We start from the raw sequence: 26,779 nt of genomic DNA, 5'->3' as shown, positions 1-26,779 counted from the left end.
GTCATGAACATCAAGGTGCTCCGGGGCAACCCGACACCGGAGGAGCTGGCCGCCGCACTGGCGGTGGTCCGCGCCCGCGCCGCGGCGGCGGCAGCCGTGCCGCCCGGCGCACCCGAGCCGCGGGACGGGTGGTCGGACCCGTCCCGCATCGCCGCCCACCGGCTGCCCCAGCCGGGCCCGTCCACATGGGCCCGGACGTACTGGCCCGGTTAGACGGCCGCCGCGACGGCTTCGGCCATCACCTCGTACCCGGCGTCGTTCGGGTGCAGGTGATCGCCGAAGTCGTACGCGGGACGCAGCCGGTCCGGGTCCGCCGGGTCGGCCAGCGCCCGGTTCAGGTCCACGACCGTGTCGTACTCCCCCGAGCCGGCGATCCAGGCGTTCAGTTCGCCGCTGACCCCGGCCGCGTGCGGGCCCCAGTGGTCGGAGCCTCCGAACGGCAGCAGGGTGCAGCCGGCCACCCGCAGCCCGGCCGTCCGGGCCTGCCGCAGCACCTCCCGGTGCCCGGCGATCAGCTCGGCCGTCTCCACCACGGGCGCCGGCTTGTAGGTGGGCTGTTCATCGGTCTCGCTGAAGCCGATGTCGTTCAGCCCGAGCAGCACGACGAGGGTGTCCACGCCCGGCCGTTCCAGCACGTCCCGGCGCAGCCGGGCCACGCCCCGCTCGCCGTACCAGGCGGAGTCGTGGAGCAGCAGGTTCCCGCCGATGCCCGCGTTCAGGACGGGCCGTCCGGTGCGGGCGGCGAGCGCGTCGGACCAGCGCCGGTCGGCGCCCGGCGTGGAGCCGAACCCGTCGGTGATCGAGTCCCCGAAGAGCGCGACGGCGTCCGTGCGCCCGGCGTCGGTCTCCACCGCCGTCAGGAAGTACCAGGAGGCGCTGACCTCGTCGAAGCCCGCCGCTGCGGGGTCCGCCGTCAGATCGCCGGGGCCGCGATGGGCGTCGGCGAAGGCCTGGGCGTGGAACGTGGCGGGGCCGGTGGCCGCCTCGAAGTACAGGGTGACGGTCAGCGACTCCCCCGCGGTGACGGCGAGCGGGACGGCGTCGCTGACGAGTTCCCCGCGCGCCGGTACGGCCGCCTCGGGTGAGCCCCCGAAGGTGAGCCGGGTGAGCGTCCCGGGCCGTACGGCGCCCCCGGGTGCCGTACGGCCGGCGCTCGCGGCCGCGATCCGCACGGGCGAGCTGCCGTACGCGTGCCCGAGCCGTATCCGCAGCCGTTCCCCGCCCGCCGACAGCCGGACGGCCTGCCGCAGCGACTGGCGCCAAAAGCCCTCGCGGGACCAGTTGGGGGTGAAGCCCTCGCTGGGGAGCTGGGGCGCGGCACTCCAGGACGTGGTGAACACGCGAGCCTCCAAACGGAATCGCTGTGCCATTAGTTAATGGAACAGTAGCACCGTTAGCGGAAAGCTGAGTACGCGTACTCAGGCGCCGGGCCCGACGCCCGGCCGACGATGGAAGGCATGCTGTGGTCCGACCCCGAGAACGAGCCGCCCGAGGAACTGCGCGAGATGCAGGACAGGTTGCGGCGGCTGGGCGTTCTCATGGCACTGGCCATGGTCCTGACGATGATCGTGATCGGGCTGAGGTGAGCACGCCCCGGCCCGCCGATACGCTGACGGCATGACTGATCAGCCGCGCCGCCGACTCGTCCTCGCCTCCCAGTCCCCCGCCCGGCTCAACCTGCTGCGCCAGGCCGGGCTGGCCCCCGAGGTCCTCGTGAGCGGCGTCGACGAGGACGCCGTCACCGCCCCCACCCCCGCCGAGCTGGCCCTCGCGCTGGCCGAGGCGAAGGCGTCCGTCGTGGCGGCCAGGCCCGAGGTGCAGGGCGCGCTCGTCATCGGCTGCGACTCGGTCCTCGACCTCGACGGGCAGGCGCTCGGCAAGCCGGCCGACGCCGAGGAGGCCACCGCCCGCTGGAAGGCCATGCGCGGCCGCGCGGGCACCCTCCAGACCGGCCACTGCGTCTACGACACCGCCGCCGGCCGCTACGCCTCGGCGACCGCCTCCACGGTCGTCCGCTTCGGCGAGCCGACCGACGAGGAGATCGCCGCGTACGTGGCCTCCGGCGAACCGCTGCACGTCGCCGGGGCGTTCACCCTGGACGGCCGCTCGGCCCCGTTCATCGACGGCATCGAGGGCGACCACGGCAACGTCATCGGCATCAGCCTGCCCCTGGTGCGGCGGCTGCTCGGCCGGCTCGGCGTCGGGATCACGGAGTTGTGGGCGCCGGCGGAGGCGTGACCGGGGAGCCCCCGTCCGCGGAGCCGTCGCCGTCCCCTCCGGACGGGGCGCCGGCCGGCTTCGCGGGAGCGCCCTGACCGTCGTACGTCATCAGCACCAGCACGATCAGGGCGAACACGACGACCATGAAGAGGAACGCCGTCCAGCCCACCAGGCCCCACGCGAACGCGCCCAGCAGCGCGTGCACCACGGCGGCGCTGATCAGCAGGACACGCCCGAAGCCGGCGGGCGCGCGGTCGCGCAGGGCGACGAGCAGGGCCACCAGACCGCACAGCGCGAAGTAGGCGCCGAAGACGACCCCGCCCACCTTCGACGACACCGACATCACGTCAGGATCCAGACCGGCCAGGGACATGTCCTGGCGGTCGACGACGATGCCGAGGAACCAGTTCAGCGCCGCGACGCCGAGCGCCTCGACGAAGAGCACGACCGCCACGACCCATGCCACCGGCCTGCGCACCACCGGTCCCACCCACTTCCGAGCTCTCGCCGAGCGCCGCCCCGGCCCATCCGGGCGCGGCCGCTGTTACCCCAAGTACGTTTCGAGACATCGCGAACGCTACTAACGGGTAAACCTCGGGACAAGGGTTCGGACGGGGGCAAAGAATCATTGGGCCATTCGTAGGGATTCCACAAAGAAACCGAGTGGCCCGCAGCACGTGATGACAGAGACCTTGACCACAGCGGCGGGCTAGGGTTTTCCGGGAGAGACCTGCGTGCCGAGGCGCGACATGGGATTTCGCAGGGTGGACCGACCCGGAATCACGCTCCGTGTGGGCAAGGTCACCACTGGGGACGGGTCGAAGTGCCGTGTCGGCAGTCCCTAAACTCGGCTTGTTTCAAGGAGGGAGCCTCAATCGTGCGCAAGGTGCTCATCGCCAACCGTGGCGAAATCGCTGTCCGCGTGGCCCGGGCCTGCCGGGACGCCGGGATCGCGAGCGTGGCCGTCTACGCGGATCCGGACCGTGACGCGTTGCATGTCCGCGCCGCGGATGAGGCGTTCGCCCTGGGCGGTGACACCCCGGCCACCAGCTATCTGGACATCGACAAGGTCCTGAACGCCGCCCGCGAGGCCGGGGCGGACGCGATCCACCCCGGATACGGGTTCCTGTCGGAGAACGCCGACTTCGCCCAGGCCGTCCTGGACGCCGGGCTGATCTGGATCGGCCCGCCCCCGCAGGCCATCCGCGACCTCGGTGACAAGGTCGCCGCCCGGCACATCGCCCAGCGCGCCGGCGCCCCCCTCGTCGCCGGCACCCCCGACCCCGTGAGCGGCGCCGAGGAGGTCGTGGCCTTCGCCAAGGAGCACGGCCTGCCGATCGCGATCAAGGCGGCCTTCGGCGGCGGCGGACGCGGCCTGAAGGTGGCCCGCACCCTCGAAGAGGTCCCCGAGCTGTACGACTCCGCCGTGCGCGAGGCGGTCGCCGCGTTCGGCCGCGGCGAGTGCTTCGTCGAGCGCTACCTCGACAAGCCCCGCCACGTCGAGACCCAGTGCCTGGCCGACACCCACGGCAACGTCGTCGTGGTCTCCACCCGTGACTGCTCCCTGCAGCGCCGCCACCAGAAGCTGGTGGAGGAGGCCCCCGCCCCGTTCCTCTCCGACGCCCAGATCGACGAGCTGTACTCCTCGTCGAAGGCGATCCTGAAGGAAGCCGGCTACGTCGGCGCCGGCACCGTGGAGTTCCTCGTCGGCGCGGACGGCACGATCTCCTTCCTGGAGGTCAACACCCGTCTGCAGGTCGAGCACCCGGTCACCGAGGAAGTCGCCGGCATCGACCTCGTGCGCGAGATGTTCCGTATCGCCGACGGCGAGGAACTCGGCTACGGCGACCCGGTCCTGCGCGGTCACTCCTTCGAGTTCCGTATCAACGGCGAGGACCCCGGCCGCGGCTTCCTCCCCGCCCCCGGCACCGTCACCACCTTCGACCCGCCGTCGGGCCCAGGTGTCCGCCTGGACGCCGGCGTGGAGTCCGGCAGCGTGATCGGCCCGGCGTGGGACTCGCTGCTGGCGAAGCTGATCGTCACCGGCGCCACCCGCGAGCAGGCCCTCCAGCGCGCCGCCCGCGCCCTGGAGGAGTTCAAGGTCGAGGGCATGGCGACCGCGATCCCGTTCCACCGGGCCGTCGTCAAGGACCCCGCGTTCGCCCCCGAACTGACCGGATCGGCGGACCCGTTCACCGTCCACACCCGGTGGATCGAGACCGAGTTCGTCAACGACATCAAGCCCTTCACCTCCCCCACCGACACCGACCAGGACGAGGACACCAGCCGCGAGACGGTCGTCGTCGAGGTCGGCGGCAAGCGCCTGGAGGTCTCCCTCCCGGCCTCGCTCGGCATGTCGCTGGCCCGCACCGGCCTCGCCGCCGGAGCCAAGCCGAAGCGCCGCGCGGCCAAGAAGTCCGGCCCCGCCGCCTCCGGCGACACCCTCGCCTCCCCGATGCAGGGCACGATCGTCAAGGTCGCGGTCGAGGAGGGCCAGGAGGTCAAGGAGGGCGACCTGATCGTCGTCCTGGAGGCCATGAAGATGGAGCAGCCGCTGAACGCCCACAAGGCGGGCACGGTCAAGGGCCTGACCGCCGAGGTCGGCGCCTCCCTCACCTCGGGCGCGCCGATCTGCGAGATCAAGGACTGACGCCCCACGGCACCGGAGGCGCCCGGCGGACCCATGGACGGTCCGCCGGGCGCCTCCGCGTCGTACGGGTGGCATTCTTGAGGCACACCGGAGCCGGCGACCAGGAGGCAGGGTGGGCGCGACCTCACGTGAGCGAGCGGGGAGCGAGGACCTCGTGGTGCCCGCGCGCGCCATGCGCGCGGACGCCCGCCGCAATCACGAACGGCTGCTGACGGAGGCCCGCGCGGCCTTCGCCGAGCACGGCACCGACGCGTCCCTGGAGGACGTGGCCCGGCGGGCCGGCGTCGGCATCGGCACGCTGTACCGGCACTTCCCCAACCGGGACGCCCTGGTGAGCGCCGTCTTCGAGGACGCGGCCGGCGAGCTGCTGACCCGCTCGCGCCAGCTCCTCGACGCCCCGGAGCCCTGTGCGGCCCTGGTGACCTGGCTGCGGGAGATGGTGACGCACGCGGGCGAGTACCGCGGGCTGGCCCGCTCCCTGATGGCCGTCTCGGCGGACGGGTCCTCCGCGCTCGCCCGGTGCAGCGACCCGATCCGGCAGGCGGGCGGGGCGCTGCTCGCCCGCGCCCAGCAGGCCGGCTCCGTCCGCGCGGACGTGGCGATCGCCGACCTGCTCCAGCTGACGCACGCGATCGCCCTGGCGGCCGAGGAGACCCCGTCCGACCCGGACCTCGCGGACCGGCTGCTGAACCTGACCCTGCGGGGTCTGAAGCCCTGAGGGCTCAGCGCCGCCGCAGGTCGGCGACCCGGGCCCGCTCGCGCTCGGCGCCCTGCTCACCGAGCATCGTGGCGGCGGCGGGCCGCAGCCCCGGCGGAGCCTGACCCCGGCGCGGTCCCGGCAGCGCGCGCTGCTGCTGCCGGCGCGCCGGGACCTCGTCACCCCCCGACGCCCCGGCCGCCCCGGCCACGGCGATCTGCACCCCCTGGTCGGCGAGGGCCTGGAGCTCGGTGTGGGCCCGGTCGTCATGGGCCGGCGGCTCGTCGGTGACCAGCCGCGTGATGACGTCCGAGGGGACCGTCTGGAACATCGTGTCGGTGCCGAGCTTGGTGTGGTCGGCGAGGACGACGACCTCCGCGGCGGCCTGCACCAGCGCCCGGTCGACGGACGCCGACAGCATGTTGGACGTGGACAGCCCGCGTTCGGCGGTCAGCCCGCTCCCGGAGAGGAAGGCCCGCGACACCCGCAGCCCCTGGAGGGACTGCTCGGCTCCGCTGCCGACGAGGGCGTAGTTCGAACCACGCAGCGTGCCGCCGGTCATCACGACCTCGACCCGGTTGGCGTGGGCCAGCGCCTGCGCCACCAGCAGCGAGTTGGTGACGACGGTCAGCCCGGGCACCCGTGCGAGCCGGCGGGCCAGCTCCTGGGTGGTGGTCCCCGCTCCGACGACGATGGCCTCGCCCTCCTCCACGAAGTTCGCGGCGAGGTCGGCGATGGCGGTCTTCTCGGCGGTCGCGAGATGTGACTTCTGCGGAAAGCCGGACTCCCGCGTGAACCCGCCCGGCAATACCGCACCGCCATGCCGGCGGTCGAGGAGTCCTTCTGCCTCCAGTGCGCGCACGTCCCGCCGTACGGTCACTTCGGAGGTCTGGACGACGCGGGCGAGCTCACGGAGCGACACGGCCCCGTTCGCTCGCACCATTTCGAGGATCAATTGGCGACGTTCTGCAGCGAACACGAAACTGACAGTAACCCCAACGACCGTCTGCTTTCAGCAGTTTGCGCCGAATAACAGAAGTTGTTCGTACGCGGGTACGCGGAGTGGTATAAGGCCTAGTCCCGCCGCCTATGCCGCCCGCATGCCCGGCAACTCCCCGTGACCAGCGGGGAGTCGGATCCGGCCGTCAGAGGTCGGCGCCCGCCTTGCGCGTGTGCAGCTGCCGGGCGACCTCGGCGATCGACCCCGAAAGCGAGGGGTACACGGTGAAGGCGTTCGCGATCTGCTCGACCGTCAGATTGTTGTCGACGGCGATCGAGATGGGGTGGATCAGTTCCGAGGCGCGCGGGGCCACGACCACACCGCCGACCACGATGCCGGTGCCCGGCCGGCAGAAGATCTTGACGAACCCGTCCCGGATGCCCTGCATCTTGGCGCGAGGATTGCGCAGCAGCGGCAGCTTCACCACGCGCGCGTCGATCTTCCCGCCGTCCACGTCGGCCTGGCTGTACCCGACGGTGGCGATCTCGGGATCGGTGAAGACGTTCGAGGACACGGTCTTCAGATTGAGCGGAGCCACCGCGTCACCGAGGAAGTGGTACATGGCGATCCGCCCCTGCATCGCCGCGACCGAGGCGAGGGCGAAAACGCCCGTGACGTCACCAGCGGCATAGACGCCCGGAGCGGTCGTCCGCGACACCTTGTCGGTCCAGATGTGCCCGGACTCACGCACCTTCACGCCGGCCTCCTCCAGGCCGAGGCCCTCGGAGTTCGGGACGGCGCCGACGGCCATCAGGCAGTGGCTGCCGCTGATGACCCGGCCGTCGGCCAGCGTCACCTCCACCCGGTCGCCGACGCGCTTGGCGGCGGCGGCACGCGAGCGCGCCATGACGTTCATGCCACGACGCCGGAAGACGTCCTCCAGGACGGCGGCGGCGTCCGGGTCCTCCCCGGGCAGCACGCGGTCCCGCGACGAGACGAGTGTGACCCGCGACCCCAGCGCCTGATAGGCACCGGCGAACTCGGCACCGGTGACACCCGACCCGACCACGATGAGCTCCTCGGGCAGCTCGTCGAGGTCGTAGACCTGGGTCCAGTTCAGGATGCGCTCGCCGTCCGGCTGGGCGTCGGGCAGCTCGCGCGGGTGACCGCCGGTCGCGATGAGCACGGCGTCGGCGACCAGCGTCTCCTCGCTGCCGTCGGCGGTCCGCACGACGACCTTGCGCGACCCGTCGAGGGCCTGCATGCCCTCCAGCCGCCCGCGCCCGCGCATGACCCGGGCGCCGGCCCGCGTCACCGACGCGGTGATGTCGTGCGACTGGGCGAGCGCGAGCCGCTTCACACGCCGGTTGACCTTGCCCAGGTCTACGCCCACGACACGCGCGGGCGTGTCGATGTGCGGGGTGTCGTCGGCGACGATGATGCCCAGCTCCTCGTACGAGGAGTCGAAGGTGGTCATCACCTCGGCCGTGGCGATCAGAGTCTTGGACGGCACGCAGTCGGTCAGCACCGACGCCCCGCCCAGACCGTCGGAGTCGACGACGGTCACCTCCGCGCCGAGCTGAGCGGCCACCAGCGCCGCTTCGTATCCGCCGGGTCCGCCACCGATGATCACGATCCGAGTCACGTACTCCATTGTCCCGCACGCGATGGGGTGCGACCGCCTGGGGGGCCACCACGAGACACCACCGTTACGACAGTGGCACTGCCGTACCCTTCCCCCCATGTCGCTCTACGCCGCGTACGCCGGCAATCTCGACGCGCGGCTGATGACCCGCCGCGCCCCCCACTCGCCGCTGCGCGCCACCGGCTGGCTCAACGGGTGGCGGCTGACGTTCGGCGGCGAACAGCTCGGCTGGGAGGGCGCGCTGGCCACGCTCGTCGAGGACCCCCTGGAATCGGTCTTCGTCGCGCTCTACGACATCGCGCCGATGGACGAGGACTCCATGGACCGCTGGGAGGGCGTGGGCCTGGGCATTTACCGCCGCCTCCGCGTGCGCGTGCACACCCTGGAGGGCGAGGAACAGGCCTGGACGTACGTCCTGAACGCCTACGAGGGCGGCCTCCCCTCGGCCCGCTACCTGGGCGAGATCGCCGACGCGGCCGAATCGGCGGGAGCCCCCCACGACTACGTGATGGAACTGCGCAAGCGCCCCTGCTGAGAGCTCGGCCTTGTCGGATACGACAAGACAACGATCGCCATCCCGTGAGCTCCGTCATCTACGCGCGTAGGCCCAAACCGGCTACCCTCAGTCGCGTGAACGCATCTCTCCTTCCGGACGACATCCAGGGCGACCCGCACGCGGCCGCCGACGCCGCCGCCGCGCGCCTGCGCGAACTCACGGGCGCCGAGACCCACGACGTCGCCCTGGTGATGGGCTCCGGCTGGGCACCGGCCGTGGACGCCCTCGGCGCGCCCGAGGCCGAGTTCCCGGTCACCGAGCTGCCCGGCTTCCCGCCGCCGGCGGTCGAGGGGCACGGCGGCAAGATCCGCTCGTACCGCACGGGCGACAAGCGGGCCCTGGTCTTCCTGGGCCGTACGCACTACTACGAGGGCCGCGGCGTGGCCGCCGTCGCCCACGGCGTGCGCACCGCCGTCGCCGCGGGCTGCAAGACGATCGTGCTCACCAACGGCTGCGGCGGCCTCCGCGAGGGCATGCGCCCCGGCCAGCCGGTCCTCATCAGCGACCACATCAACCTCACGGCCACCTCCCCCATCGTCGGCGCCAACTTCGTCGACCTCACCGACCTCTACAGCCCGCGCCTGCGCGCCCTGTGCAAGGAGATCGACGCCACCCTCGAGGAGGGCGTCTACGCACAGTTCCCCGGCCCGCACTACGAGACGCCGGCCGAGATCCGCATGGCCCGCGTGATCGGCGCGGACCTCGTCGGCATGTCGACGGTCCTCGAGGCGATCGCCGCCCGCGAGGCCGGCGCCGAGGTCCTCGGCATCTCTCTGGTCACGAACCTGGCCGCCGGTATGACGGGCGAACCCCTCAACCACGAGGAGGTCCTCCAGGCGGGCCGCGACTCGGCCGCCCGCATGGGCTCCCTCCTCGCCCAGGTCCTCGGCCGCCTGTAAGCCGTACGCCCCACGAGCCGCACCCGGCCGTGTGCGCCGTACCCCCCACGGCGGGAGAGCCGCGCGCGGCGGGGAGGGCCCGGGGTGGGGGGTGTCCGCCCGCAGCGGCCGGCGTCAGGGAACAGCACATCCGTTCCCACAGAGCCGCCGGACCGAGGACGGACACCCCCCACCCCGGGCCCGCACCCTTCGAACGCCCCGGCGCTGCAGAAACCCCCACGAGGCGCAACGGGCCGCCGCAGGCACTGGACAGGCATGACGCAACCCGCACCACAAAGACCACGGACCACGAGAGGCTGACCGACGTGCAAGACGACGACCTCATCGCCCGCGCCCAGGCATGGCTCGCCGAGGACCCCGACCCGGAGACCCGCGCCGAGCTGGCCGCGCTCCTGGACGCCGGGAACACCGACGAGCTCGCCGCCCGCTTCGCCGGCACCCTCCAGTTCGGCACCGCGGGCCTGCGCGGCGAACTCGGCGCCGGCCCGCTCCGCATGAACCGCTCGGTCGTCATCCGCGCGGCCGCCGGCCTCGCCGCGTACCTGCGCGAGCAGGGCCACACCGACGGCCTGGTCGTGATCGGCTACGACGCCCGCCACAAGTCCGCGGACTTCGCCCGGGACACGGCCGCCGTCATGACCGGCGCCGGCCTCCGCGCCGCCGTCCTGCCCCGCCCCCTCCCCACCCCGGTCCTCGCGTACGCGATAAGGCACCTCGGCGCGGTGGCCGGCGTAGAGGTCACCGCCAGCCACAACCCGCCCCGCGACAACGGCTACAAGGTGTACCTCGGCGACGGCTCCCAGATCGTGCCGCCCGCCGACGCCGAGATCGCCGCGGAGATCGCCGCGATCGCGTCCCTCCACGACGTCCCGCGCCCCGAGTCCGGCTGGGAGACCCTGGACGACGGCGTCCTGGACGCCTACCTCGCCCGCACGGACGCGGTCCTCGCCGCGGACTCCCCCCGCACCGCCCGCACCGTCTACACGGCGATGCACGGCGTCGGCAAGGACGTCCTCCTGGCGGCCTTCGCGCGCGCGGGCTTCCCCGCCCCCGCCCTGGTCGCCGAGCAGGCCGAGCCCGACCCGGACTTCCCGACCGTCGCGTTCCCCAACCCGGAGGAGCCCGGCGCGATGGACCTGGCCTTCGCGAAGGCCCGCGAGGAGGACCCGGACCTCGTCATCGCCAACGACCCGGACGCCGACCGCTGCGCGGTGGCCGTGAAGGACGACGGCACGTGGCGCATGCTGCGCGGCGACGAGGTCGGCGCCCTGCTCGCCGCGCACCTGGTCGCCCGCGGAGCGCGGGGCACGTTCGCGGAGTCGATCGTGTCGTCCTCCCTCCTCGGCCGGATCGCCGAGAAGGCGAAGCTGCCGTACGAGGAGACCCTGACCGGCTTCAAGTGGATCGCCCGGGTGGACGGCCTGCGCTACGGCTACGAGGAGGCGCTCGGCTACTGCGTCGACCCGGACGGCGTACGCGACAAGGACGGCATCACCGCGGCCCTGCTGATCACGGAACTGGCCTCGGTGCTGAAGTCCGAGGGCCGCACGCTGACCGACCTCCTGGACGACCTGGCCGTGGAGCACGGCCTGCACGCCACGGACCAGCTCTCGGTCCGCGTCGAGGACCTGTCGGTCATCGCGGACGCGATGCGCCGCCTGCGCGAGCGGCAGCCGACCGAACTGGCGGGCCTGCCCGTGACGAACGCGGAGGACCTCACCAAGGGCACGGACAAGCTTCCGCCCACGGACGGCCTGCGCTACACGCTGGAGGGCGCGCGCGTCATCGTCCGCCCCAGCGGCACGGAGCCCAAGCTCAAGTGCTACCTGGAAGTGGTGGTCCCGGTGAAGGACCACGAGTCGCTGCCGGCAGCACGCGCGAAGGCGACGGCCCTCCTGACAGCGCTCAAGAACGACCTCTCCACCGCAGCGGGCCTCTGAGCAGAGCGGGGGTGCCTCGGCAGACCCGAGGCACCCCGCCGAGCCGCAGCACGGAACGGAACGGAACCCGCTCACCCCACGGCGAGCAGGATCACCAACAGCACAGCCCCCGCCACCGCCGGCGCGATGACCTCGTAGGCCCATCGCACACCGACCTCGCCCGCACTCGGCGCGTCACTGCGCGAGGCCCGGTCCTCCCAGCGCGCCAGCAGCTCCCGCAGCTCGTCCATGACCTTGTCGGTCTCGGCGCGCACGGGCCCGTCGGCGACGGCGCCCCGCCTGGTTGTCCCGAGGTCCAGCCCGAGCTCCCGGTCCCCGCCCCCGCCCCGGCGCGCACCGCGCGAGGCGCCGCGCTCGGCGGCCGCCGTCTGCCGGGCCGCCTTCTTGCGGGCGCGCAGCGACACGGGAATGGCCCAGAGCGCGAACTTGGCTCCGGACGCCGTGACGACCTCGTTGGAGTAGCCCGAGCGCAGGGACGCGACCTGGCTCCAGGGCAGTACGACGACCCGGAGAGGGTTGCGGATCCGCAGGCGTTCCTCGTTGGCGTACACGGCCGGGCGCAGCGTGAACGCGGTGATGACCGGCACGATCAGGATGAGCGAGGCGAGGGCCAGCCACGGAGTACGCCCCGTGCCGATGACCAGGGCGTCGATGCCGAGCCACAGGGCGATGGCCAGCACGAGGGCACCACCGAGCATGCCCAGGGGCGAGCGGTAGACCCGGTCCTTCGCGGCGGGGTCGGGGCTAGGAGCAGGGGTCGTCATGCTGCCGATTCTGCCGTACCCATGAAGAACTCAGCCGATCACCTGTTCCCCGGCCGTCCGCCCCCACCGATTCCGCCCCACGGGGTGTACAGCCGCTACGCGCGTAGATATGCTCGTCTGGTGACCATGCCCACCAATGCACCTGCCGCAGCTCACGCACTCAAGGACGTCGCCGCGTCCGACAGCACGCTGCGCCGCTTCCTCCACGGGCTGCCCGGCGTAGACGCGGTCGGCCTGGAGGCGCGGGCCGCGTCCCTCGGCACCCGTTCCATCAAGACGACCGCCAAGGCGTACGCCATCGACCTCGCGATCTCGATGGTCGACCTGACGACGCTGGAAGGCGCGGACACCCCGGGCAAGGTCCGGGCGCTCGGCGCCAAGGCGGTCCGCCCCGACCCGACCGACCGTACGACCCCGTCGACGGCGGCCGTCTGCGTCTACCCCGACATGGTGGCCACCGCGAAGGAGGCCGTCGCCGGCTCCTCCGTGAAGGTCGCCTCGGTCGCCACCGCCTTCCCCGCGGGCCGCGCCGCGCTGTCCGTGAAGCTCGCGGACGTGCGGGACGCCGTGGCGGCCGGCGCCGACGAGATCGACATGGTCATCGACCGCGGCGCGTTCCTCGCCGGCAACTACATGAAGGTGTACGACGAGATCACCGCCGTGAAGGAGGCCTGCGGGACCACCGCCCGCCTCAAGGTCATCTTCGAGACCGGCGAGCTCTCGACGTACGACAACATCCGGCGCGCGAGCTGGCTCGGCATGCTGGCCGGCGCGGACTTCATCAAGACGTCCACCGGCAAGGTCGCCGTCAACGCCACCCCCGCCAACACGCTTCTCATGCTGGAGGCGGTGCGCGACTTCCGCGCGCAGACCGGCATCCAGGTCGGCGTGAAGCCGGCCGGCGGGATCCGCACCTCCAAGGACGCCGTCAAGTTCCTCGTGCTGGTCAACGAGACCGCCGGCGAGGACTGGCTGGACAACCACTGGTTCCGCTTCGGCGCCTCCTCGCTTCTGAACGACCTGCTGATGCAGCGGCAGAAGCTGGCCACCGGCCGCTACTCCGGCCCCGACTACGTGACGGTGGACTGATCACCATGGCTTCCGCATTCGAATACGCCCCGGCCCCCGAGTCCCGCTCGATCGTCGACATCGCGCCGTCGTACGGCCTGTTCATCGACGGCGAGTTCACGGACGCGGCGGACGGCAAGGTCTTCAAGACCGTCTCGCCGTCGTCCGAGGAGGTCCTGTCCGAGATCGCCCAGGCCGGCGAGGCGGACGTGGACCGCGCGGTGAAGGCCGCCCGCAAGGCGTTCGAGAAGTGGTCCGCGCTGCCCGGCTCCGAGCGCGCCAAGTACCTCTTCCGCATCGCCCGCATCATCCAGGAGCGCAGCCGCGAGCTGGCCGTCCTGGAGACGCTGGACAACGGCAAGCCGATCAAGGAGACCCGCGACGCGGACCTCCCCCTGGTCGCCGCGCACTTCTTCTACTACGCGGGCTGGGCGGACAAGCTCGACCACGCCGGCTACGGCGCGAACCCGCGCCCGCTGGGCGTGGCCGGCCAGGTCATCCCGTGGAACTTCCCGCTGCTGATGCTGGCCTGGAAGATCGCCCCGGCGCTCGCGACGGGCAACACGGTCGTCCTGAAGCCCGCCGAGACGACCCCCCTCTCGGCACTGTTCTTCGCGGACATCTGCCGCCAGGCGGGCCTGCCCAAGGGCGTCGTCAACATCCTTCCCGGCTACGGCGACGCGGGCGCGGCGCTGGTCGCGCACCCGGACGTGAACAAGGTCGCCTTCACCGGCTCCACGGCCGTCGGCAAGCAGATCGCGCGCACGGTCGCGGGCACCCGCAAGAAGGTCACCCTGGAACTCGGCGGCAAGGGCGCCAACATCGTCTTCGACGACGCCCCGATCGACCAGGCCGTGGAGGGGATCGTCAACGGGATCTTCTTCAACCAGGGCCAGGTCTGCTGCGCGGGCAGCCGCCTGCTGGTGCAGGAGTCGATCCAGGACGAGCTGCTGGACTCCCTGAAGCGCCGTCTGTCGACGCTCCGTCTCGGCGACCCGCTGGACAAGAACACCGACATCGGGGCGATCAACTCCGAGGAGCAGCTGAGCCGTATCACCTCTCTCGTCGAGCGCGGCGAGGCGGAGGGCGCCGAGCGCTGGTCGCCGGCCTGTGACCTGCCGGAGAGCGGCTACTGGTTCGCGCCGACGCTGTTCACGAACGTCACGCAGGCGCACACCGTCGCCCGGGACGAGATCTTCGGCCCGGTGCTGTCGGTGCTGACCTTCCGCACCCCGGACGAGGCGGTCGCCAAGGCGAACAACACGCCGTACGGCCTGTCGGCCGGCATCTGGACGGAGAAGGGCTCGCGCATCCTCGCGGTCGCGAACAAGCTCCGGGCGGGCGTCGTCTGGTCCAACACGTTCAACAAGTTCGACCCGACCTCGCCGTTCGGCGGTTACAAGGAGTCGGGCTTCGGCCGCGAGGGCGGTCGCCACGGCCTGGAGGCGTACCTCGATGTCTGAGCGCTTGACTGTCCTGAAGACCTACAAGCTGTACGTCGGCGGGAAGTTCCCGCGTTCCGAGAGCGGCCGGGTGTACGAGGTGACGGACTCGAAGGGCAACTGGCTGGCGAACGCACCGCTGTCGTCCCGCAAGGACGCCCGTGACGCGGTGGTCGCCGCCCGCAGGGCCGTCGGCGGCTGGTCCGGCGCGACCGCGTACAACCGCGGCCAGGTCCTCTACCGCGTCGCCGAGATGCTGGAGGGCCGCCGGGCGCAGTTCGTCCACGAGGTCGCCGACGCCGAGGGCCTGTCGAAGTCGAAGGCCGCCGATCAGGTCGACGCGGCGATCGACCGCTGGGTCTGGTACGCGGGCTGGACCGACAAGATCGCCCAGGTGGTCGGCGGCGGCAACCCGGTCGCGGGCCCGTTCTTCAACCTGTCCTCGCCCGAGCCGACGGGTGTGGTGGCCGTCCTGGCGCCGCAGGAGTCGTCGTTCCTGGGCCTGGTCTCGGTCGTGGCCCCGGTGATCGCGACGGGCAACACGGCGGTCGTGGTGGCCTCGGAGAAGGCCCCGCTGCCCGCCCTCTCCCTGGCCGAGGTCCTGGCCACGTCCGACGTGCCGGGCGGAGTGGTGAACATCCTCTCCGGCCGTACGGCGGAGATCGCCGCGCCGCTCGCCGCGCACCAGGACGTCAACGCGATCGACCTCGCGGGCGCCGACGAGGTGCTGGCGAAGGAGCTGGAGATCGCCGCGGCGGACAACCTCAAGCGCGTCCTGCGTCCACAGCCTGTGGACGACTGGTCGGCCGCTCCCGGCACCGACCGGATGACGGCGTTCCTGGAGACCAAGACGGTCTGGCACCCGACGGGTTCGCTGGGCGCGTCCGGCTCCTCGTACTGAGGACCGAGGACGCCCTTCGACCGGAGAGCCGTATCTCCCCTCCGTCCGGGGGAGCCACGGCTCTTCGCCGTGCCGGCGTACGCCCGGCGTGCGGGCCCCGGGATGTGATGCGCGTTTCAACGGCGTCCGCCGGGTCGTCCCGGGGCCGGTGGATGCCTCAGACTGGTGTCCCGTGAGTTCCCCTGCGCCCATACCGACGCGAGTCGTGCTGCTCTGCGGCCCCTCCGGCTCCGGCAAGTCCCTCCTCGCGGCCCTCTCCGGTCTTCCGGTGCTGCGGCTCGACGACTTCTACAAGGAGGCCGGCGACCCGACCCTGCCGCTGGTCCCCGGGAGCTCCGACATCGACTGGGACCACCCCGAGTCCTGGGACGCCGACGCGGCCGTCGCCGCGATCGCCGACCTGTGCCGCACGCGCCGCACGGACATACCGGTCTACGACATCTCGCTGAGCGCCCGCACCGGGCACGAGAGCGTCGACATCGGGCAGACCCCGCTGTTCATCGCGGAGGGCATCTTCGCCGCCGAGATCGTGTCCCGCTGCCGGGAGCTCGGCCTGCTGGCGGACGCCCTGTGCCTGAGCCGCGGCCCGGTGAAGACGTTCCGCCGCCGCTTCCTGCGCGATCTGCGGGAGGGCCGCAAGTCGGTGCCGTTCCTGCTGCGCCGCGGCTGGCGCCTGATGCGCCTGGAACGCTCGATCGTCGCCCGCCAGACGGCCCTGGGCGCCCACGCCTGCGACCGCGACGAGGCCCTGACCCGCCTCACGGCGGCCGCCACGGCGACTCCGGCCCCGACGGCCTGAACGATCCCACCGCCTTCTCCGTCGTAGGCACGACGCGAAGAGCGACGGAGAGGGCGAACGATGAGGCGCGCGGTTCCGCTGGTGACGGTGGCGGTCCTGACGGCGGCCGGGTGCTCGGACGGGGGCGACGGGTCCGGCGACGCGTCCTGCTCGGGCCGGGTGGTCTACGACGGCCGTGACTACCTGCCCACGGACGAGTCCGGCTTCACCGTCGGGAAGCGGCTCGGCACCGCCACCATCCCGGCGTGCGGGGACGTCCCGGTCGACCCGGCGACGCTGCCGGAGGCCACGGCCGGCGTCTACGCGATCGAGGGGACCGACCCCACCGAGGCCGTGGCCGTCGGGGACGACCCCGCCGAGGCGAGGCGCATGACCGCCCGCTGACCGCACACGGAAACGGGGCCGGCGGACCCCCCGGCCCCGGCCCCGCACCGTCGTGCTCCACCGCTTCCCCCGTGGTGGAGCACCCCCCGTTCCCCCGTGGATCCCCCCGGTGGCCCCCCAGCCCCCGTGGGTCCCCCCACTGGTACCGCTCCCCCGAGCGGTCCCCCCTTCACCTTCAGGCGACGAGCTCCCCGAAGGCGTCCTCCTCGTCACGGCCGAAGCTGAGGACCTCGTCCTCGCGCAGCCGGCGGAGCGACCGCCAGATGCTCGACTTCACCGTGCCGACACTGATGCCGAGGATGTCCGCGATCTCCGGGTCGGTGCGGCCCTCGTAGTAGCGCAGGACCAGCATCGTCCGCTGGAGTTCGGGCAGCCGGGCCAGCGCCTGCCACAGGACCGCGCGCAGCTCGGTGCCGCGCATCGCGTCCGTGTCGCCGGGCGTCTCCGGCAGCTCCTCGGTCGGGTATTCGTTCAGCTTGCGGCGGCGCCACGCGCTGATGTGCAGGTTGGTCATGGTCCGCCGCAGGTAACCGCCGACGGCGGCCTTGTCGCTGATCCGGTCCCACGCCCGGTACGTCGAGAACAGCGCGCTCTGCAGCAGGTCCTCGGCCTCGAAGCGGTCACCGGTCAGGTGGTAGGCGGTGGCGTACAGGGAGGCGCGGCGCTCCTGGACGTAGGCGGTGAACTCCGCCTCCGACAGCGAGCGCCGGCTCTCCCCCGAGTCCTCCCCGTACGCGGTTCCCCCGTGCGCCTCCCCCGTGCGGCCGTCGACCACCGTCATGTAACCGGTGTGCTGACGCCCCGTGCCGCGAGCGCACCCCCGCCCCGTCGTCCCCCGGCCCCCGTTCACGTCGTGCAGACGCGTGATCACTGCGCTGGTGCTGGTGCCGTGCAGCGTGTTCATCTCGCGCCCCCCGTCGTGGACTTCCGGTGTTCTTCGGTGCTGTCTTGCCTGTGCCGAGAATCTTGCCGGGCCACTTTCATGGCGCTGTCCGCCGACTGTCACAGACCTGTCACAGGGGTCCGGGACACCCGGGCACTACGCGCGCGTAGCCGAACTGCTCGTACAGGTGTCGAAACACCACCCCCGCATGGGCCAGAATGTGCGGCGTGCCTTCCCTGTTGCTGATCGAGGACGACGACGCCATCCGTACGGCCCTGGAGCTCTCACTGACGCGCCAGGGACATCGGGTGGCCACCGCTGCCACCGGCGAGGACGGTCTGAAACTGCTGCGTGAGCAGCGGCCGGACCTGATCGTGCTGGATGTGATGCTGCCCGGCATCGACGGCTTCGAGGTGTGCCGGCGCATCCGGCGCACCGACCAGCTGCCGATCATCCTGCTCACGGCCCGCAGCGACGACATCGACGTCGTGGTCGGCCTGGAGTCCGGCGCGGACGACTACGTCGTCAAGCCCGTGCAGGGCCGGGTGCTGGACGCCCGGATCCGCGCGGTGCTGCGCCGCGGGGAGCGGGAGTCGAACGACGCCGCGACCTTCGGCAGCCTGGTCATCGACCGCGCCGCGATGACCGTCACGAAGAACGGCGAGGACCTCCAGCTCACCCCGACCGAGCTGCGCCTGCTGCTGGAACTGAGCCGCCGCCCCGGCCAGGCCCTGTCCCGGCAGCAACTCCTGCGCCTGGTCTGGGAACACGACTACCTGGGCGACTCGCGCCTGGTGGACGCGTGTGTGCAGCGGCTGCGCGCCAAGGTCGAGGACGTCCCGTCCTCGCCCACCCTGATCCGCACGGTCCGCGGGGTCGGCTACCGCCTGGACGCGCCTCAGTGACGGACACGCAGGCAGGTCTCCGCGGCTGGGCCGCGGCTCGCAAGGGAGTGTGGTCGAGGCTGCGTCTCACCAGTCTGCGGCTGCGACTGGTGGTCGTCTTCGGCCTGGTGGCGCTCACCGCCGCCGTCTCCGCCTCCGGGATCGCGTACTGGCTCAACCGGGAGGCGGTCCTCACCCGCACCCAGGACGCGGTGCTGCGCGACTTCCAGCAGGAGATGCAGAACCGGGCCGCGCTCCTGCCCGAGCGCCCGACGCAGGACGAACTCCAGCACACGGCGGGGCAGATGGCCAACAGCAGCCAGCGCTTCAGCGTGCTGCTGGCCGCCCAGGACGCCGACGGCAGGCCGCTGTACAGCAGTTCCGGCGCCCTGGACGGCTTCACCCTGGCCGACGTGCCCAAGTCCCTGCGTACGGCGGTCGACGACAAGGTCGGCTCCGGCAAGGCCGAGTACCACCTGTACTGGCAGCGGATCGTGAAGAACGACAAGCCGTACCTGATAGCCGGTACCAGGGTCATCGGCGGCGGCCCGACCGGCTACATGCTCAAGTCCCTGGAGCAGGAGGCCAAGGACCTCAACTCCCTGGCCTGGTCCCTGGGCATCGCCACGGGCCTCGCCCTGATCGGCTCCGCGCTCCTCGCGCAGGCCGCCGCCACGACCGTACTGAAGCCGGTGCACCGCCTGGGAGTCGCCGCCCGCCGCCTCGGCGAAGGCAAACTGGACACCCGCCTGCGGGTGTCCGGCACCGACGAACTGGCCGATCTGTCGCGGACGTTCAACAACGCGGCCGAGGCGCTGGAGAAACGGGTCGCCGACATGGCCGGCCGCGACGAGGCGTCCCGCCGCTTCGTGGCCGACATGTCCCACGAACTGCGCACCCCGCTCACCGCGATCACCGCCGTCACCGAGGTCCTGGAAGAGGAGCTGGAGGCGGGCACCGGCTCGGTCGACCCCATGATCGAGCCCGCGGTCCGCCTGGTCGTCAGCGAGACCCGCCGCCTGAACGATCTCGTGGAGAACCTCATGGAGGTCACCCGCTTCGACGCGGGCACGGCCCGTCTGGTCCTCGACGACGTCGACGTGGCCGACCAGATCACCGCCTGCATCGACGCCCGCGCCTGGCTGGACGCCGTCGAGCTGAACGCCGAACGCGGCATCATGGCCCGCCTCGACCCCCGCCGCCTCGACGTCATCCTCGCCAACCTGATCGGCAACGCCCTCAAGCACGGCGGCTCCCCGGTCCGTGTGACGGTCCGCGAGGAGGACGACGCGGTGGTCATCGACGTACGCGACCACGGCCCCGGCATCCCCGAGGACGTCCTCCCGCACGTCTTCGACCGCTTCTACAAGGCCAGCGCCTCCCGCCCCCGCTCGGAGGGCAGCGGCCTGGGCCTGTCCATCGCCCTGGAGAACGCCCACATCCACGGCGGCGAGATCACCGCCGCGAACTCCCCCGACGGCGGCGCCGTCTTCACGCTGCGCCTCCCCCGGGACGAACCGAAGACGGAGGACTGATGAAGCGTCTCCCGGCCCTCCTCTCCCTGGCCGCCATCATGCTGGCCGGCTGCGGCATACGGTCCACGGAGGTACCGACCAACTTCGGCCCGGCCCCCTCCCGCGTCCACTGCTCGCTCTCCGAACCGGACGCCTCCCCCCAGGCCGGCCGCGGCCTCCCGGTCCAGATCTTCCTGCTCTGCGGCTCCCAGCTGGTCGCGGTCGATCGCACGGTCCGCGTCCCCGACGGCACGGCCGACGCGGCCCGCCGCGTCCTGGTGGCGCAGGGCCTCCTGGACGAACTCCAGGCGCCCCCCTCCCCGACGGAGAAGGAGGCCGGCTACACCACGGACGTCCGAGGCGCCATGGGCGTCACCGGCCCCCGCCGGTCGGACCCGGACGAAACCCTGCGCCTGACGACGCCCCCGGCCGCCCTCACGTCCTACGCCCTGGCCCAGATCGTCTGCACGTTCTCGGACTCCGCGGCTGCCGAGGGCGACGGCTCGGTCATCCTGGGCGGCCCCGCGGACACCCCGCCCCGCCGCTACGAGTGCACGGACGAGGTCCGCACCCGCCCCGGCACCAACGAGCCCCCGTCGACGGAAGTCGCCACCACCTGACGGACGCGCACGGCCCCGTCCCCACCGTGTGGCGGACGACTCACCCCACCCCACCCCCACCCCCCGGAACCGATCCCACCGATAGTCGCGTCTTGGGGTTCGTGCAGCGTCAAGGCTCCATCGGCGACAACGCCGTGATCCGCGTCCGCGCGACAGGAGGCATCCTCCTGGTCGCCCACCTTGCGTTCGTCGCCTGGCTCACGCTGCGCCCCCTGGACGTCCCCTGGGTGATGCCCGCCAACCTCCAGCCCTTCGCCGGCCTTCGCGCCGACCTCGCCCTCGGCTGGCGCGAGGCCACCCGCTGCATCGTCGAGGGCCTCGCCCTTCTGGCCCCGCTCGGCGTCCTGCTGCCGATGGCGCACGGCAGGACGACGTCCTCCCCGCTCGGCTCCCTGGCCCGTACGACGGCCGCCGTGGCCCTGATCTCCCTCGCCATCGAACTGCTCCAGACCGGCGTCCCCGGCCAGATCGTCGACGTCGACTCCCTCCTGCTCAACACACTCGGCGCGGCGATCGCCCACACCGCCGTCGTCCCCGCGGCCCGGGCCCGCCTGCGCCGCGGCGGGCGCCGCGCGCCGGTACCCCAGGAGGAGCCGTCTCAGGGTCGTACCCCGACGATCCCCAGGGTCGGGATGGCCCCGTAGCACGACGCTTCACCCTGTTTGTCCTCGTAGCGTTGAGGTCAGTTGGAAGAGACGACCGACGCTCACGAAGGAGCCACACCATGACCGCGCTCGCCCGACCCACCCACGGCCGCATGATCGGCGGAGTGTGCGCCGCGCTGGCGCGCCGCTTCGGCACCTCCGCCACGACGATGCGCGTGATCTTCCTGCTCTCCTGCCTGCTGCCTGGCCCGCAGTTCCTGCTCTACCTCGCGCTCTGGCTGCTGCTGCCGTCGGAGAAGTCGCAGAGCACGGCCTGGTGACACGACGAACCCCCTGACCGACCAGCGGCCAGGGGGCTCTCTCCACGCGTCAAGCAGCCACCACGACATCCCCCCGCGCCCGAGCCGCCCGCGACCCCACCACGGTGATCGTCACGACACCCAGCACCGCCACCAGCCCGACCCCGACGGTCCCGCCCCACCCCCCGGCGTGGAAGGCGACGGCCCCGACCGTGCTCCCCGCGCTGGAGCCGATGTAGTAGGCCGACTGATACAGCGCGGCCGCCTGCGCCCGCCCGTGCGAGGCCGCCTTGCTGACCGCCGACGACGCCACGGCGTGCCCCGCGAAGAACCCGGCGGTGATCAGCACCAGCCCCAGCAGCACCAGCGGCAGCGCCCCCGCCAGGGACAGCAGCAGCCCCGACGCCGTCGTGGCACCGGCCGCGTACAGGGCGCCCCGCCGCCCGAGCCGGTCCACCAGCCGCCCCGCCGTGGACGCGGACACCGTGCCGACGAGGTACACGAGGAAGATCGAGCCGACGATGCCCTGCGGCAGCGAGAACGGCGCCCCGGTGAGCCGGTACCCGATCACGGTGTAGACCCCGCCGAACACCGTCATGAACAGCGCGCCGATCGCGTACAGCCGCCGCAGCAGCGGATCGGACAGATGGTCGCGCACGGTCCGCGCCAGCACCCGCGGCCGCAGCGACCCGGGCGAGAAGTGCCGCGGCGCCGGCAGCAGCAGCCGGAAGGCGACCGCGCAGGCCACCGCGACGGCGCCGATGACGCCGACCGCCACCCGCCAGCCCCACTCCTGGGCCACCCAGCCGGTGATGACACGGCCGCTCATGCCGCCCACGCTGTTCCCGGCGACGAACAGCCCGATCGCCGTGACGAGCGCCCTGGGCCGCACCTCCTCGGCGAGGTACGCGGTCGCCGAGGCCGGCAGGCCGGCCAGCGCGGCGCCCTGGACCGCGCGCAGGACGACGAGCGAGGTCAGGTTCGGCGCGAACGGCACCACTAGGCCGACGGTGACCGCGACGGCCAGGGACGCCGTCATGACGGTACGGCGGCCGTACCGCTCGGAGAGGGCGCTCATGGGGAGCACGAACAGGGCCAGTCCGCCGGTCGCGGCCGCCACCGTCCAGCTGGCCGCGCTCGCGGGCACGCCGAACTCACCGGAGATCAGCGGCAGGAGGGCCTGCGTGGAGTAGAGGAGGGCGAAGGTCGCGACACCGGCGAGAAAGAGGGCGAGGCTCATCCGGCGGTAACCGGGCCCGCCCGGGGCCATACGGGAGTCGTCGACAGGGGCTGCGGGTGCGGTGGCGGCGACCACGGACGTGGACGCCCCGGTACTGGCGGGAGACATGCTTCGACGCTACGAACACCCGCACTGATCCGTCCAATGCATGGATTCGCCATAATCGTTCCCATGGAGCATCAGCACAGCTCACGACGTCGGCTGTCACCGTCCGGTGACACAGAAGACATGGCCGACATGACACGCCTGCTCGCTCCCCGCCTCGCGTACTTCGCCGGTGTGGCCCGCACCGAGCACGTCACCCGGGCCGCGCACGAGATGGGGGTGCCGCAGTCCACGCTGTCGCGGGCCATGGTCCGCCTGGAGCAGGACCTCGGCGTGGACCTGTTCGCCCGGCACGGCCGCACGGTGTCGCTGACCCCCGCGGGCCGCACCTTCCTCGCCTCCGTCGAGCGCGCCCTCGCCGAGGTGGAGCGGGCCGCCGAGGAGGTCCGCGCCGACGCCGACCCGGCGACCGGCAAGGTCGCCTTCGGCTTTCTGCACACCATGGGCGCGGAGACGGTGCCGGGCCTGCTGCAGGCGTTCCGCGCCGATCATCCCCGGATCCGCTTCAGCCTGGTGCAGAACTACGGGGAGGCGATGCTGGAGGGCCTGCGGGCCGGCGAGCTGGACCTGTGCCTGACCTCGCCGGTCCCGGACGCCCCGGACCTGGTGGCCCGCCGCCTGGACGAGCAGAAACTGCGGCTGGTCGTCCCCGCCGACCACCGGCTCGCCGCCCGCCGGCGCATCCGGCTGGTGGAGGCGGCGGAGGAGAACTTCGTGACGCTGGAGCCGGGCTACGGGCTGCGCCGGATCACCGACGACCTGTGCCGGGAGGCCGGGTTCCGGCCGCGGATCGCCTTCGAGGGCGAGGAGGCGGAGACCCTGCGGGGCCTGGTGGCGGCGGGTCTGGGCGTGGCGCTGCTGCCGCCGCCCGCGGTGCCCCGGCCGGGGGTGAGCGAGCTGACGGTGACGGCTCCCCGGGCGGCGCGCGAGATCGGCGTGGCCTGGCTGGCGGACCGCCCGGACACGCCTCCGGTGGCGGCGTTCAAGAAGTTCCTGCTGTCCCGCAGGGGGACGCTGCTGCCGTGAGGGATCACGACGAGCCGGACGGCACGCCTACCGCCGCAGCGACTTCCCGAACCCCGAGGCGAGCGGCATCCGCAGTCCGAGCGGCGGCGGCGCGGCGAACGCGTCGGCGACCGGCCGGGAGTACACCGTCCCGAACAGCGAGCCCATGACGAAGTCCTCGGAGAGGGCCAGCACTTCGTCCCGGTGCTGGTGCAACCGGTGCCGGTCGGAGTGCACCTCGAACCGGCACACCTCCCGGTTGGCCTTCTTGGCCCGCGCCGCCAGCCGGAAGGACAGTTCGGGGTCGGTGCGTTCGTCGTTCGTGCCGTGCACGATCATCACGCGCCGCCCGGCGAGCTGCTTCACCGGTTCGGGCGAGTCGGCGGTGTCCTCCTCGGGCAGCCACGGGGCGATGGCGAGCACGGAGTTGACGGCCTCGTGGCCGCCCGCGCGCAGCGCCGCCCGTCCGCCCATGTCGAGGCCGGCGAGGCACACGGGCACGTCGCCGTAGAGCCGTACGGCCTCGTCGGCGGCCCACAGGGCGTCGCTGAGGAGGGCGGCCTCGTCGCCGTTCCAGCCGCGGTAGCGGTAGTGGACGACGTGGACGGCGAGCCCTTCCCCGCGCCCCGCCCGGTGGAGCCGGCGGCCGAGTCCCCGGACGAGCGAGGTGGCCAACAGCGGGGCAGGTCTGCGATATGAGGTGGCGTCACCTGGCGGGAGCAGCAGCGCCACGCCGCTCACCGCCGTCGGCTCCGGCCCCATCGCCCTGCCCAGCCGGACCCTGCGCCCCGGCGTCGCTTGCTGTGCCATGACAGAACAGTGGCAGAAGTGAGGGCGTCCGCGACCCGTCCGTGCGGTCACCGTTACGTATCGACGGATGTGTAAAGCGGCGATCCGGACGTGTGCGCGGAGACGCGCTCTCTACGCGCGTAGGCGTTAGAGTGCGGAAATGACGAGCCAGACTGCCCCGAAGGCGCACACCCCGAGCTCGGACCAGATCCGCCGGGCCCCGAAGGTTCTGCTGCACGACCACCTCGACGGCGGGCTCCGCCCCGGCACGATCGTCGAGCTCGCCCAGGAGTCGGGCTATTCCGGGCTCCCCGAGACCGATCCCGGCAAGCTCGGCCTCTGGTTCCAGGAGGCCGCCGACTCGGGCTCGCTGGAACGCTATCTGGAGACGTTCTCGCACACCGTGGCGGTCATGCAGACCCGCGACGCCCTGGTGCGCGTCGCCCGCGAGTGCGCCGAGGACCTCGCGGAGGACGGGGTCGTCTACGCCGAGGTGCGCTACGCCCCGGAGCAGCACCTGGAGGGCGGGCTCACCCTGGAGGAGGTCGTCGAGGCCGTCAACGAGGGCTTCCGGGAGGGTGAGCGGATCGCCCGGGACAACGGCCACCGCGTCCGGGTGGGCGCGCTGCTCACCGCGATGCGGCACGCGGCCCGCTCGCTGGAGATCGCCGAACTCGCCAACTCCTACCGCGACCTGGGGGTCGTCGGCTTCGACATCGCGGGCGCCGAGGCGGGCCACCCGCCGACCCGGCACCTCGACGCCTTCGAGTACCTCAAGCGCGAGAACAACCACTTCACGATCCACGCCGGCGAGGCGTTCGGGCTGCCGTCCATCTGGCAGGCCCTGCAGTGGTGCGGCGCCGACCGGCTGGGGCACGGAGTGCGCATCATCGACGACATCCGGGTGCGGGACGACGGCTCGGTGGAGCTCGGCCGGCTGGCGTCGTACGTGCGGGACAAGCGCATCCCGCTGGAGCTGTGCCCGAGCTCCAACCTGCAGACGGGCGCGGCCGACTCCTACGAGGCGCACCCCATCGGGCTGCTGCGCCGGCTGCACTTCCGCGCCACGGTGAACACGGACAACCGTCTGATGTCCCACACCAGCATGAGCCAGGAATTCGAGCATCTTGTCGAGGCGTTCGGTTACACGCTCGACGACATGCAGTGGTTCTCCGTCAATGCGATGAAATCATCGTTCATTCCTTTCGATGAACGGCTGGCCATGATCAATGACGTGATCAAGCCCGGATATGCCGAACTCAAGTCCGAGTGGCTTTTCCGACAGACGAGCTCCACCAGCGGTTCTCCCGACGAGGAGGACTGACCGACGGCCCTGCGCGCACAGGGACTTCGGACGCCATTCACAATCCGTCCGCAATTCGATGTTTGCGGCCGGACGGCGGGGGTGTTTACGGTCGAAGAACCGCTCACATCCCCGTTTCGAATTCCGAGGTTTTCCATGAAGCAGTCTGCCGCCAAGTCCCTCGGTGTCGCCGCGCTCGGTGCCGCCTTCGCCGCCACGGGCGCGGGTGCCGCGAACGCCGCGCCCGCCGTCCCCGACGCCGGCGCGGCGCTGGACACCGTGACCCGGACGCTCCCGGCCGAGAGCCTGACGCAGGCCGCCCCGAACGCCGCCGAGGGCCTGGCCGGCGGGCAGGAGGCGGTGGCCGCCGGACTGGCCGCCGCGCAGCCGACCGCCGAGCGGACGCTGGCGGGCGCCCCGGCGCTGGCCGCCGCCCCGACGGGCACCGCCACCGGGCTGCTCGGCGGGCTGCCGGTGCAGAGCCTGCCGGCGCAGGGCCTCCCGACGCAGGGCCTGCCCGTGAACGGCGTCCCGCTGGGCTGAGCCCGGAGCACGGCCGCACACCGTCGGGGCGCACCTGTGACATGGGGGTGCGCCCCGCTGCCGTGCCCCGTCCACCTGCGGGTT

At 72.4% G+C, this 26,779-nt stretch carries 29 protein-coding genes; 21 read left to right on the top strand and 8 right to left on the bottom strand.

The features are described 5' to 3' along the window. Positions 1 to 3: 3 nt before the first annotated feature. Positions 4 to 213 carry an acyl-CoA carboxylase epsilon subunit gene (locus F8R89_RS22195; protein WP_151785576.1) on the top strand — a complete coding sequence of 70 codons (210 nt, stop codon included), beginning with the start codon at positions 4 to 6 and terminating at the stop codon, positions 211 to 213. On the opposite strand, the gene F8R89_RS22190 is transcribed toward F8R89_RS22195, so the two are convergent. Then, on the bottom strand, positions 210 to 1,340 hold the full coding sequence (locus F8R89_RS22190; RefSeq protein WP_151785575.1) for an SGNH/GDSL hydrolase family protein: 1,131 nt from the start codon (positions 1,338 to 1,340) through the stop codon (positions 210 to 212). The two genes, F8R89_RS22195 and F8R89_RS22190, sit on opposite strands and share 4 nt — an antisense overlap. Positions 1,341 to 1,457: 117 nt before the next feature. On the opposite strand from F8R89_RS22190, the gene mmpB reads away from it, so the two are divergent. Both mmpB and F8R89_RS22185 read left to right on the top strand, forming a co-directional pair. Then, the gene (gene mmpB / locus F8R89_RS37120; protein ID WP_086869350.1) at positions 1,458 to 1,586 is read left to right on the top strand and encodes a morphogenic membrane protein MmpB; all 129 of its coding nucleotides are present in this window, start codon (positions 1,458 to 1,460) and stop codon (positions 1,584 to 1,586) included. Between the two features lie 31 nt (positions 1,587 to 1,617). Then, complete coding sequence (locus F8R89_RS22185) at positions 1,618 to 2,238, top strand: Maf family protein (RefSeq protein WP_151785574.1); 621 nt, start codon at positions 1,618 to 1,620, stop codon at positions 2,236 to 2,238. Here the strand turns inward: F8R89_RS22185 and F8R89_RS22180 are convergent. Continuing rightward, positions 2,207 to 2,701, bottom strand: a complete 495-nt coding sequence (locus F8R89_RS22180; protein ID WP_151785573.1) for a hypothetical protein — start codon at positions 2,699 to 2,701, stop codon at positions 2,207 to 2,209. The genes F8R89_RS22185 and F8R89_RS22180 overlap by 32 nt on opposite strands. 396 nt (positions 2,702 to 3,097) lie before the next feature. Here F8R89_RS22180 and F8R89_RS22175 point away from each other — a divergent pair, with 396 nt between their 5' ends. Then, entirely contained in the window at positions 3,098 to 4,870 is a 1,773-nt protein-coding gene (locus F8R89_RS22175) for an acetyl/propionyl/methylcrotonyl-CoA carboxylase subunit alpha (RefSeq protein ID WP_151785572.1), read from the top strand. 172 nt (positions 4,871 to 5,042) lie between these two features. After that, the gene (locus F8R89_RS22170; RefSeq protein ID WP_086866347.1) at positions 5,043 to 5,588 is read left to right on the top strand and encodes a TetR/AcrR family transcriptional regulator; all 546 of its coding nucleotides are present in this window, start codon (positions 5,043 to 5,045) and stop codon (positions 5,586 to 5,588) included. Positions 5,589 to 5,592: 4 nt separating this feature from the next. Here the strand turns inward: F8R89_RS22170 and F8R89_RS22165 are convergent, their stop codons facing one another. Both F8R89_RS22165 and F8R89_RS22160 read right to left on the bottom strand, forming a co-directional pair. Next, positions 5,593 to 6,546: a DeoR/GlpR family DNA-binding transcription regulator gene (locus F8R89_RS22165; protein WP_079034502.1), complete on the bottom strand. Its 954-nt coding sequence runs from the start codon at positions 6,544 to 6,546 to the stop codon at positions 5,593 to 5,595. A 166-nt stretch (positions 6,547 to 6,712) separates the two neighbouring features. Continuing rightward, entirely contained in the window at positions 6,713 to 8,251 is a 1,539-nt protein-coding gene (locus F8R89_RS22160) for an NAD(P)H-quinone dehydrogenase (protein WP_264158890.1), read from the bottom strand. Between F8R89_RS22160 and F8R89_RS22155 the strand changes: the two genes are divergently transcribed. The 3 genes from F8R89_RS22155 to F8R89_RS22145 all read left to right on the top strand — a co-directional run bounded on the left by F8R89_RS22155 (position 8,250) and on the right by F8R89_RS22145 (position 11,547). Continuing rightward, positions 8,250 to 8,687: a gamma-glutamylcyclotransferase gene (locus F8R89_RS22155; RefSeq protein ID WP_151785570.1), complete on the top strand. Its 438-nt coding sequence runs from the start codon at positions 8,250 to 8,252 to the stop codon at positions 8,685 to 8,687. The genes F8R89_RS22160 and F8R89_RS22155 overlap by 2 nt on opposite strands. A 95-nt stretch (positions 8,688 to 8,782) precedes the next feature. Next, on the top strand, positions 8,783 to 9,607 hold the full coding sequence (locus F8R89_RS22150) for a purine-nucleoside phosphorylase (RefSeq protein ID WP_151785569.1): 825 nt from the start codon (positions 8,783 to 8,785) through the stop codon (positions 9,605 to 9,607). Between the two features lie 305 nt (positions 9,608 to 9,912). Next, complete coding sequence (locus F8R89_RS22145; protein ID WP_151785568.1) at positions 9,913 to 11,547, top strand: phospho-sugar mutase; 1,635 nt, start codon at positions 9,913 to 9,915, stop codon at positions 11,545 to 11,547. 71 nt (positions 11,548 to 11,618) lie between these two features. Here the strand turns inward: F8R89_RS22145 and F8R89_RS22140 are convergent, their stop codons facing one another. Then, entirely contained in the window at positions 11,619 to 12,311 is a 693-nt protein-coding gene (locus F8R89_RS22140) for a PH domain-containing protein (protein WP_151785567.1), read from the bottom strand. A 126-nt stretch (positions 12,312 to 12,437) separates the two neighbouring features. Here F8R89_RS22140 and deoC point away from each other — a divergent pair, with 126 nt between their 5' ends. The 5 genes from deoC (at position 12,438) to F8R89_RS22115 (ending at position 16,905) form a co-directional block, all read left to right on the top strand. Beyond that, positions 12,438 to 13,400: a deoxyribose-phosphate aldolase gene (deoC, locus tag F8R89_RS22135; RefSeq protein ID WP_151788241.1), complete on the top strand. Its 963-nt coding sequence runs from the start codon at positions 12,438 to 12,440 to the stop codon at positions 13,398 to 13,400. Positions 13,401 to 13,405: 5 nt separating this feature from the next. Then, a complete protein-coding gene (locus tag F8R89_RS22130; protein ID WP_151785566.1) occupies positions 13,406 to 14,842 on the top strand; it encodes an aldehyde dehydrogenase family protein in 1,437 nt (478 codons plus the stop codon). After that, positions 14,835 to 15,722 (top strand): aldehyde dehydrogenase family protein, encoded by an 888-nt coding sequence (locus F8R89_RS22125; RefSeq protein ID WP_151785565.1) that lies wholly within the window; start codon positions 14,835 to 14,837, stop codon positions 15,720 to 15,722. Before F8R89_RS22130 ends, F8R89_RS22125 begins: the two co-directional genes overlap by 8 nt. A 172-nt stretch (positions 15,723 to 15,894) precedes the next feature. Then, a complete protein-coding gene (locus tag F8R89_RS22120; RefSeq protein ID WP_225994460.1) occupies positions 15,895 to 16,521 on the top strand; it encodes a uridine kinase in 627 nt (208 codons plus the stop codon). A gap of 60 nt (positions 16,522 to 16,581) precedes the next feature. Next, positions 16,582 to 16,905, top strand: a complete 324-nt coding sequence (locus F8R89_RS22115; protein WP_151785563.1) for a DUF6281 family protein — start codon at positions 16,582 to 16,584, stop codon at positions 16,903 to 16,905. A gap of 175 nt (positions 16,906 to 17,080) precedes the next feature. On the opposite strand, the gene F8R89_RS22110 is transcribed toward F8R89_RS22115, so the two are convergent. After that, positions 17,081 to 17,809: a SigE family RNA polymerase sigma factor gene (locus F8R89_RS22110; RefSeq protein WP_151785562.1), complete on the bottom strand. Its 729-nt coding sequence runs from the start codon at positions 17,807 to 17,809 to the stop codon at positions 17,081 to 17,083. Between the two features lie 206 nt (positions 17,810 to 18,015). Between F8R89_RS22110 and afsQ1 the strand changes: the two genes are divergently transcribed. The 5 genes from afsQ1 to F8R89_RS22085 all read left to right on the top strand — a co-directional run bounded on the left by afsQ1 (position 18,016) and on the right by F8R89_RS22085 (position 21,731). After that, positions 18,016 to 18,693 (top strand): two-component system response regulator AfsQ1, encoded by a 678-nt coding sequence (gene afsQ1 / locus F8R89_RS22105; protein ID WP_037886857.1) that lies wholly within the window; start codon positions 18,016 to 18,018, stop codon positions 18,691 to 18,693. Further along, positions 18,690 to 20,207: a sensor histidine kinase gene (locus tag F8R89_RS22100; protein ID WP_151785561.1), complete on the top strand. Its 1,518-nt coding sequence runs from the start codon at positions 18,690 to 18,692 to the stop codon at positions 20,205 to 20,207. The genes afsQ1 and F8R89_RS22100 overlap by 4 nt, the downstream gene beginning before the upstream one ends. Continuing rightward, complete coding sequence (locus F8R89_RS22095; RefSeq protein WP_151785560.1) at positions 20,207 to 20,806, top strand: hypothetical protein; 600 nt, start codon at positions 20,207 to 20,209, stop codon at positions 20,804 to 20,806. Before F8R89_RS22100 ends, F8R89_RS22095 begins: the two co-directional genes overlap by 1 nt. Before the next feature lie 101 nt (positions 20,807 to 20,907). After that, the gene (locus F8R89_RS22090) at positions 20,908 to 21,450 is read left to right on the top strand and encodes a VanZ family protein (protein ID WP_151788240.1); all 543 of its coding nucleotides are present in this window, start codon (positions 20,908 to 20,910) and stop codon (positions 21,448 to 21,450) included. Between the two features lie 80 nt (positions 21,451 to 21,530). Beyond that, entirely contained in the window at positions 21,531 to 21,731 is a 201-nt protein-coding gene (locus F8R89_RS22085) for a PspC domain-containing protein (protein ID WP_151785559.1), read from the top strand. Positions 21,732 to 21,780: 49 nt separating this feature from the next. Here the strand turns inward: F8R89_RS22085 and F8R89_RS22080 are convergent, their stop codons facing one another. Next, complete coding sequence (locus F8R89_RS22080) at positions 21,781 to 23,058, bottom strand: MFS transporter (RefSeq protein ID WP_151785558.1); 1,278 nt, start codon at positions 23,056 to 23,058, stop codon at positions 21,781 to 21,783. 63 nt (positions 23,059 to 23,121) lie between these two features. Between F8R89_RS22080 and F8R89_RS22075 the strand changes: the two genes are divergently transcribed. Further along, positions 23,122 to 24,081 carry a LysR family transcriptional regulator gene (locus tag F8R89_RS22075; protein WP_151785557.1) on the top strand — a complete coding sequence of 320 codons (960 nt, stop codon included), beginning with the start codon at positions 23,122 to 23,124 and terminating at the stop codon, positions 24,079 to 24,081. 27 nt (positions 24,082 to 24,108) lie between these two features. Here F8R89_RS22075 and F8R89_RS22070 read toward each other — a convergent pair whose 3' ends face one another. After that, a complete protein-coding gene (locus F8R89_RS22070) occupies positions 24,109 to 24,870 on the bottom strand; it encodes an alpha/beta hydrolase (RefSeq protein WP_151785556.1) in 762 nt (253 codons plus the stop codon). 139 nt (positions 24,871 to 25,009) lie between these two features. Here F8R89_RS22070 and F8R89_RS22065 point away from each other — a divergent pair, with 139 nt between their 5' ends. Beyond that, entirely contained in the window at positions 25,010 to 26,173 is a 1,164-nt protein-coding gene (locus tag F8R89_RS22065; protein ID WP_151785555.1) for an adenosine deaminase, read from the top strand. A 135-nt stretch (positions 26,174 to 26,308) separates the two neighbouring features. Continuing rightward, entirely contained in the window at positions 26,309 to 26,695 is a 387-nt protein-coding gene (locus F8R89_RS22060) for an ATP-binding protein (RefSeq protein WP_151785554.1), read from the top strand. Positions 26,696 to 26,779 lie beyond the last annotated feature (84 nt).

Origin of the sequence: Streptomyces sp. SS1-1 (assembly GCF_008973465.1) — a bacterium.
GTDB lineage: Bacteria > Actinomycetota > Actinomycetes > Streptomycetales > Streptomycetaceae > Streptomyces.
This window is presented reverse-complemented; position numbering and strand designations above follow the sequence as displayed.

What these genes read in the sequence shown, in the direction of transcription:
- F8R89_RS22195 (WP_151785576.1), top strand. Translation starts at nt 4, where the DNA reads ATGAACATCAAGGTGCTCCGGGGCAACCCGACACCGGAGGAGCTGGCC.
- mmpB (WP_086869350.1), top strand. Translation starts at nt 1,458, where the DNA reads ATGCTGTGGTCCGACCCCGAGAACGAGCCGCCCGAGGAACTGCGCGAG.
- F8R89_RS22185 (WP_151785574.1), top strand. Translation starts at nt 1,618, where the DNA reads ATGACTGATCAGCCGCGCCGCCGACTCGTCCTCGCCTCCCAGTCCCCC.
- F8R89_RS22170 (WP_086866347.1), top strand. Translation starts at nt 5,043, where the DNA reads ATGCGCGCGGACGCCCGCCGCAATCACGAACGGCTGCTGACGGAGGCC.
- F8R89_RS22155 (WP_151785570.1), top strand. Translation starts at nt 8,250, where the DNA reads ATGTCGCTCTACGCCGCGTACGCCGGCAATCTCGACGCGCGGCTGATG.
- F8R89_RS22160 (WP_264158890.1), bottom strand. Translation starts at nt 8,251, where the DNA reads ATGGGGGGAAGGGTACGGCAGTGCCACTGTCGTAACGGTGGTGTCTCG.
- F8R89_RS22140 (WP_151785567.1), bottom strand. Translation starts at nt 12,311, where the DNA reads ATGACGACCCCTGCTCCTAGCCCCGACCCCGCCGCGAAGGACCGGGTC.
- deoC (WP_151788241.1), top strand. Translation starts at nt 12,438, where the DNA reads ATGCCCACCAATGCACCTGCCGCAGCTCACGCACTCAAGGACGTCGCC.
- F8R89_RS22130 (WP_151785566.1), top strand. Translation starts at nt 13,406, where the DNA reads ATGGCTTCCGCATTCGAATACGCCCCGGCCCCCGAGTCCCGCTCGATC.
- F8R89_RS22125 (WP_151785565.1), top strand. Translation starts at nt 14,835, where the DNA reads ATGTCTGAGCGCTTGACTGTCCTGAAGACCTACAAGCTGTACGTCGGC.
- F8R89_RS22115 (WP_151785563.1), top strand. Translation starts at nt 16,582, where the DNA reads ATGAGGCGCGCGGTTCCGCTGGTGACGGTGGCGGTCCTGACGGCGGCC.
- F8R89_RS22110 (WP_151785562.1), bottom strand. Translation starts at nt 17,809, where the DNA reads ATGAACACGCTGCACGGCACCAGCACCAGCGCAGTGATCACGCGTCTG.
- F8R89_RS22095 (WP_151785560.1), top strand. Translation starts at nt 20,207, where the DNA reads ATGAAGCGTCTCCCGGCCCTCCTCTCCCTGGCCGCCATCATGCTGGCC.
- F8R89_RS22085 (WP_151785559.1), top strand. Translation starts at nt 21,531, where the DNA reads ATGACCGCGCTCGCCCGACCCACCCACGGCCGCATGATCGGCGGAGTG.
- F8R89_RS22080 (WP_151785558.1), bottom strand. Translation starts at nt 23,058, where the DNA reads ATGTCTCCCGCCAGTACCGGGGCGTCCACGTCCGTGGTCGCCGCCACC.
- F8R89_RS22075 (WP_151785557.1), top strand. Translation starts at nt 23,122, where the DNA reads ATGGAGCATCAGCACAGCTCACGACGTCGGCTGTCACCGTCCGGTGAC.
- F8R89_RS22070 (WP_151785556.1), bottom strand. Translation starts at nt 24,870, where the DNA reads ATGGCACAGCAAGCGACGCCGGGGCGCAGGGTCCGGCTGGGCAGGGCG.
- F8R89_RS22065 (WP_151785555.1), top strand. Translation starts at nt 25,010, where the DNA reads ATGACGAGCCAGACTGCCCCGAAGGCGCACACCCCGAGCTCGGACCAG.
- F8R89_RS22060 (WP_151785554.1), top strand. Translation starts at nt 26,309, where the DNA reads ATGAAGCAGTCTGCCGCCAAGTCCCTCGGTGTCGCCGCGCTCGGTGCC.